The organism is Okeania sp. SIO2F4, assembly GCF_010672385.1.
Classification (GTDB): domain Bacteria; phylum Cyanobacteriota; class Cyanobacteriia; order Cyanobacteriales; family Microcoleaceae; genus Trichodesmium.
This window is the reverse complement of record NZ_JAAHGT010000522.1, coordinates 1-6,681: the sequence shown is the minus strand read 5'-3', so window position 1 is coordinate 6,681 and position 6,681 is coordinate 1. Positions and strand designations below refer to the sequence as shown.

Genomic DNA, 6,681 nt, shown 5'->3' with positions numbered 1-6,681 from the left:
TGGGCTATGATTTTTCTTGAAATGACTATTGCCTAACTCCTCATTAAAAAGCATTTGATATTTTACCGAATAATTAATAATTAATAATTAAATAATTCGCGCCTTAAAGCCTCCCCTTGGATAGGGGAAAACAAAGAAAATATTCCTTATATTCAATTCCCGTGCGGTTTTAACCAGAGGTAATTATCCATTATCAATTATCCATTAATGAAGCTGTTTAAATTTCATAGCTTGATTCACTAACGCCCTTAAAAATTTAAGTGGGCAAGCAAATACTATTCCTCTATCAAATTTGTATAAGCTGTTGCCTACCTCCACAATAAATCACAATCATCAAAGGACTACCAAATTTCATGGGCTAAAGCCCTACTACAAGCTATATCATAACCGCGCTTGAGAAAAACTTTCTTATATTAGTCTCAAAAATAATTGTTACGTCCAGATTTCTTGGCTTGGTACAATGCCCTATCAGCACTACGAAGTAATGTGCTACTATCTAAACCATCCTGAGGATACAAGGCAATTCCAATGCTAGTTGTTACCTTGAGACGATGACCTTCCAAGATAAATTCTGGCTCCATGCTTTGAATCAATCTTTGGGCAATCTCAATCACGTTTTCTCGAGAGCGAATTTCCGGTAAAATAATTCCGAATTCATCTCCTCCCCAACGGGCAATCAAATCAACTTCTCTCAAACAGAGGACAAGACGCTGACTAACATTCTGTAACAATAGGTCTCCCACTGAGTGACCGAATGTATCATTAACCTCCTTAAACCTATCTAAATCGAGAAACATTATCGCCATAATTTGTGAACTTTCAGCAGCATAGGTAATAGCTTCAGAAAGTTTCAAATCAAATAAAGCTCTATTTGGCAGGTTAGTAAGACTATCATGCAATGCTTGATACTCAATACTTGCTTGTTTTTGCTTTTCTCTAGTCACATCTCGAAAAGTCAAGACCTGACCAACAATTTTATCTGATAATTTTTGAGGCTGGGAATCATACTCAATAATTCTACCATTTTTTAATACTAATAAATCCCGTTGTTTGGTATTCTCTTGCATAAGTAATGCTTGAAAGAGCACCGCATCTGCTTTGATCAAAGCTGCTAAAATCAAATCAACTAGCTTTTGACTATCATCTTTTGAAGTTGAAGCAGGTAGATGCCAAATTTCAGCAAACTTTTGATTAAAAATGACCACTTTTCCTGAACTATCTAGGACAAGAATGCCATTTGCTGTTGCTTCCAGGGTCGCTAATAGCAGTAATAAAGAATTTTCTAACTTAGAATTAATTTCCTTGAGCAGGGTATTTTGTTCAGCAAGTTTTTGTTCTTGAGCAAAGCTTCGTAAAGCTTCAGTAACAGTGAGTATTAGATCGTCTTTATCCCAAGGTTTAGAGATGTAGCGGTATAAAGCACCAGCATTAACCACATTCGCTACCGAATCAACATTAGCTTGACCAGTCAGCATAATTTTTAACATCTTGGGATAAAGCTTGTGGAGTTCAATCAACAAGGTATCCCCATCCATCTCATCCATATGGTGATCGGAAATTATCAAAGGAATTTTTAAGCCCTCTGCTGTCAATTCTGCACAAAGAGAAAGAGCTTCTGCACCACTGTTAGCTAACTCAATGTTATAGTCTTTGCCAAAATTGCGCCTAAGTTGCCGCCCCAAAGTCTGGAGAATCATCAACTCATCATCAACACAAATAATGACTCCTTTCATATTTTACTGATTCAAAGCTTGATTAATAATTTGCTGTAATTCTTCCTCTGACCAGGGTTTGTAGAGGCAAGCATAAAGGTTGGCTTTTTTTCTAGCCCGCTCAATAGCCTCCTCATCAGCTTGCCCAGTCAGCATCACGGTAATAACTTCAGGAAAGCGTTGATGAACTTGAGCTAAAAACACATCTCCTTTAGTATTAGGCATGAGCCAATCAGACACAATGGCCATAATTTTTACGCCTTCTTCTTCTAACTCATCAATCACATCCCAAGCTTCTTGAGCACTTTGGGCAATCTCATAAATATATTTGTTGCCAAAACCACGTTGGAGTTGTTCTTTGAGAGCTTTCAGAATGGGCATTTCATCATCAACACAAATAATTGCGGTCTCAGACATACTTAACCTTTCTAGATACTTTTAAAGATTTAAGGGGAGCCTACAGGCAACCCTATATAAAATATAGTATCTCCTGGTTGGCTGTCCACTCTTATATATCCCTGATGTTTGTCAATAATTTTCTGGCAAATGTGGAGTCCCAAACCACTACCCTCACCCGCCGACTTTGTGGTAAAAAAGGCATCAAAGATTTTGGGCAGCAGTTCTGAGGGAATACCTGCTCCAGTATCCTTAATACTTACTTGAATCCCATTTTCCTCTTGATGGGTGGTAATAGTCAGTGTCCCTCCTGACTCCATAGCTTGAATTGCGTTGTGAACTAGATTTGTCCAGACCTGAATCAGTTCGTCGGGATATCCCCAGATTTCGGGAATATCCTGATAATCTCGAATCACATGGATATTCCGTTTCAGTTGATTGTGATAAATTTCTAGTACAGTTTCTAGCCCATTAACAACTTGTATCAACTCCTTCTGGCCATTTGGCTGAAAACGAGCATAGCTTTTAAGGGCAAAAATTGTCTTAGAGGACCGTTCAACGGCGCTAAGGATAATCTGATTGTTAAAAAAGGAGGAAGCCAAATTGTAGGCGAACTCGATCGCCCATTCTCCATGTTCGCCTTTGACCAGGGGCAACCACAAATCAGGTGTTTCCGGAGCTCCCATGTCTGCTAAGAGATTTGCAATATATCGAGCATTTTCAATGTTATGCTCTTTAAGTTGAGCAGTAATTTTACGTTTCAGGGTACGAGTTTCCTCAGAAGCAATTGAAAGTCCGTTTTCGAGTGCTTGAACAATTAGCTGAAAAAGGCTTTCTTCTGCTTGACCACTGAGACGTTGATGTAAATGGGGGATTTCATCGAGAACTTCTTTTAAAGCCTTATCGGTATTGTTTGCTGAGGCTTGAATTGCGCCGAGGGGATTATTAATTTCATGGGCTATTCCTGCAATTAGTTGTCCCAAAGCAGCCATTTTTTCTTGTTGAATTAATTGATTCTGTGTTAGTTGGAGATTAATTAAGGCAGTTTCTAATTCCTGATTTTTATTCAACAATCTTTGACTAAATTTATAGGATAAAATACCAATTACAAGGGCTGCCATTATTAAAGCAAAGGTTGTTCCTATATCGGCAAGTTTTCGGGTCTGCTGATGCTTCTGAATATAGACTTCTTCTAGTATTTCAATTTCAGCATATAGCCGATCAAAAAGTCGAGCAATTTGAACAGCACCAATCTCTTGGGCTTCTGCAATTTTTTTCTGAGAAATTAGCTTCCAAGAATTGTTAATTACAGCTTTATAATTGGTATATAAATCCCAGAGATTCTGCAGATTTTCCTGTTGTTCAATTTTTCTAATTTCTTCAAGAAGAGTCTCAGTTATTTCCTGCTTTTCAGGAAGTTCTTCAGTGAAATTTTCATCAATTTCACCTTTAGAAATACTCTCCCATTCTAGACAATTAAGTGCTCTGACTTGCTCCTTTAATTGAATTAAAAGTAGTCTGGCATTGCTACTCTCTTGTGTCATCTGATTGAGTTGGTAAATCACAGTCGCACTGGCGATCGCTACTATCATTGCCGAGGCAAATATAAATCCTGTTGATAATTTGGACTTGAGTTGGGGTGAAGGCGAAATTTGTGGCAAATTTGGCATATTTTCAAGTTTTGTAAAATTCTCTATACATAGCAATCCTATCTTAGTTGTAACATTTTGGTGGCGACTAGGAATCAGAATTCAGGTAAGCTATCCGTTAGATTTGCGAGATAAAGAAGTCATAATTTAAAAAATTTTCTGTGAATATTTACTTGGATAAAATTATCAAAAAAATAAGTGATTAATTAAGTTAATTGGAGATATTTTTCAATCATAGTTATAATTTTATCATCTGGGAAATTATCTACAGGGCTACCTAAAATAATGACGGAAAATCATAGTTTATTGGTAAGCATTCAGCAGTCAGCTCTCAGCTCTCAGCTTTCGGAGTTTATTGTATTTGCAAGAGGAATTAGGATTGAGGTTGAGCGAGAATTAAAACTTACTGTAAAAGCGGACATCATCAGCTAACTTTAGCTGTAATTGTTCATTTTCATTGCTGATAGCTGACTGCTAATAGCTGAATGCTTACGTTTATTGTAATATAGCAATCACCGAATCAGATGTGAGAATTTTACTGCTCTCTAAAAATCTAAAATATGGTGGTTATAATCTTCAGAAGATACAGTTTTTTCCTTCTTCTCTGTAGCAATAGTGCCAGATGAGCTGTTGCCTAAAAGTGTACAATATCTCACAATTCATATCAGATTGCTATAGTGACTAAAATCTAAAAGCGGTAATACTTCAAGGGAGTAAAATCTGGTAGATACCAGAGGTGGATAAGGTACATATATTCCTAGATTTTTAAGTGACAAATAGTTGTCTAGATTTCTTCCTGATTATTCCCAATTCCCTGTTCCCTTTTCCCTTTTCCCTATCTCCTTTTTATATTTCTTGATACATTCAATCTCTAAGGACAGTCAAATTTAGTGCTAAATCAAATTATGGAAGACATTAACGATCAAATTCTGAATATGGTGGCAGACTTTTTCGGCACTTTTGGCCAAAAAGAAGCCTTCACTCTACTATTAGCAATGGACAGAGAAAAAGTCTACAACGACTTCTTAAAAGCTGAAGCTGGTTTTAATAGTTATAAACTAGCTATTCTAGATAAAGGCATTCAAAATTCTCCCTATCAAAACCAGGTAGAAAATTATCCAGAACATTTAACAATGCTACCTAGTTTAGCCATTCCAGGAGCAAAAGCTTTTCCCCATGTTGGCGAACTTCCAGAAATTGATGAAGAAGCACTTAGTTTTATTCATCCTGATATTAAACAAGCCTGTATTTGCCTAGGTGGTACTGCAGGCGGACCCTTTAAATCTCGTTGGTTAGGTAGAAATTCTCTTGACAAATGTCAGTATTGGAGTTCTACTAAAATCATCGCAATTTTAAATGTAATTTGTTCTCTTAATAGCGATATTAATACTTGTCAAATTCGAGGCGATGGCAAAAATATAGACTTTAATGAAGCTGTAGAAGATGTGATTACTTATGCAAAAAAGGTAGGTAATTCTAATGCTTTATCTGCAATGTTTAAATGCTTCCAAACTTATGTTGATTTAGAATCATGGTTGAAGGAAATTACAGGTAATAATCATACAGAATTTCAAGGTTTATATGGTGAAGAACCCTTTATTATGTCACCTGAAATTGTACAAGATAACCAAGTTTTATTAAGTGCAGCATCGGAAAGTAAAAAGCGAGAAGACCAGACTAGAGAAAATACTGTTACTGCTTACGACCTAACCAGAATTATGTCAATGGTAGGATGGTATTATCATTTGCCAGAACCAGCAAAACTACCAGGAATGTCTTGGGAAAATTTGCAACCTTTTATTAGGAATGCTGGCAAAGATACTTCTCGTTATGTGGATGTTGCTCTAGCAAAATTGGGAATTCAAAATAGTATTAAATCTCCTGTTATTTTATCTAAAATGGGTTTTGGGTATAGCAGCAGTCGTAAGCGTACAGAACTGACTTATACTTGTTTTACTCAGTTTGAATATCAGGGAAAAGTTAGGTCTATAGCTATGACTTTGCGTGGTGCAAAAGCGTTAGGAGATTTTGACACAGAAGCAGTAGAAATAGATGCTAGGATGGCAGCAGAAATAACAGAAATTCTCAGACGTTTAGTAGCAGATGAACTGGGATAAGGAAGTTAGAAGTCAGAATTTAGAAGTCATATCAAATCCTGTTAAACAGCTATAGATTGGTTAAGTCTTTAGGAGTCAGGAGTCAGGAGGAGAGAGAATTACAAAGATTTAGTAGTTATGACGATTGGAGATTTTTTTTATGTTCAATCAAGCGGATTTGATATTATTTTTGTAGAAACCAGGAACTGGGTTTGTATATATTATATCATGTCCGGTTGAATAGTTATAATTAAAGTTCGTAGTAGGGCTTTAGCCCGAACTATTGAAAGATGGGGCTAAATCCCTACTACAAACAAAAACTTTTTTATCACTGATTATCCGGACATGATATTTAGATATCTCACAATACTGACATCTACTCACACAAACCTGGTTTCTCTAAAGTCAGAATTGAGAATTGAGAAGTTGTTTTTGTATAAACCAGAAACCGGGTTTGTATATATTAGATATCTCACAATACTGACATCTACTTATACAAACCTGGTTTCTGGGGTTTGTATTACTGACTCCTGACTCCTCCCTTGTTTTCGTCCTTAGTAGCTGTTTGTAAACTCATAAAAACCTCTCTCCAAACCTCTCTCCTTGTAGGAGAGAGGCTTATTTATTAACCCCCATTCCCTCCTTCCCCCCTGGAAAGGGGGTTAGGAAGAGGGACAGGGGGGTTAGGTTTTTAGGATTCATACTCTTCCCTCCTGACTCCTGACTCCTGACTCCTGACTCCTCCCTTGTTATAGTAGCTTTTTGGGATACTCTCCCTTTCTTTCAGAATTTTCTGATAAATATTCTGATATCAGGTTTTCTTCCTTG

At 36.8% G+C, this 6,681-nt stretch carries 4 protein-coding genes; 1 reads left to right on the top strand and 3 read right to left on the bottom strand.

From position 1 onward, the window contains the following. Positions 1–419 precede the first annotated feature (419 nt). From F6K22_RS26480 to F6K22_RS26470, 3 genes are read right to left on the bottom strand one after another with little or no spacing between them, the layout of a single operon-like run. Complete coding sequence (locus F6K22_RS26480) at positions 420–1,733, bottom strand: diguanylate cyclase (RefSeq protein WP_293104941.1); 1,314 nt, start codon at positions 1,731–1,733, stop codon at positions 420–422. A gap of 3 nt (positions 1,734–1,736) precedes the next feature. Beyond that, positions 1,737–2,129, bottom strand: coding sequence for a response regulator (locus tag F6K22_RS26475; protein WP_293104938.1), 393 nt, complete (start codon positions 2,127–2,129; stop codon positions 1,737–1,739). A gap of 29 nt (positions 2,130–2,158) precedes the next feature. Then, on the bottom strand, positions 2,159–3,778 hold the full coding sequence (locus tag F6K22_RS26470) for an ATP-binding protein (RefSeq protein WP_293104936.1): 1,620 nt from the start codon (positions 3,776–3,778) through the stop codon (positions 2,159–2,161). 884 nt (positions 3,779–4,662) lie between these two features. On the opposite strand from F6K22_RS26470, the gene F6K22_RS26465 reads away from it, so the two are divergent. Beyond that, entirely contained in the window at positions 4,663–5,874 is a 1,212-nt protein-coding gene (locus tag F6K22_RS26465) for a hypothetical protein (protein ID WP_293104933.1), read from the top strand. Positions 5,875–6,681 lie beyond the last annotated feature (807 nt).

Coding starts and splice junctions, on each gene's coding strand:
- F6K22_RS26465 (WP_293104933.1), top strand. CDS start 4,663: ATGGAAGACATTAACGATCAAATTCTGAATATGGTGGCAGACTTTTTC.
- F6K22_RS26475 (WP_293104938.1), bottom strand. CDS start 2,129: ATGTCTGAGACCGCAATTATTTGTGTTGATGATGAAATGCCCATTCTG.
- F6K22_RS26480 (WP_293104941.1), bottom strand. CDS start 1,733: ATGAAAGGAGTCATTATTTGTGTTGATGATGAGTTGATGATTCTCCAG.
- F6K22_RS26470 (WP_293104936.1), bottom strand. CDS start 3,778: ATGCCAAATTTGCCACAAATTTCGCCTTCACCCCAACTCAAGTCCAAA.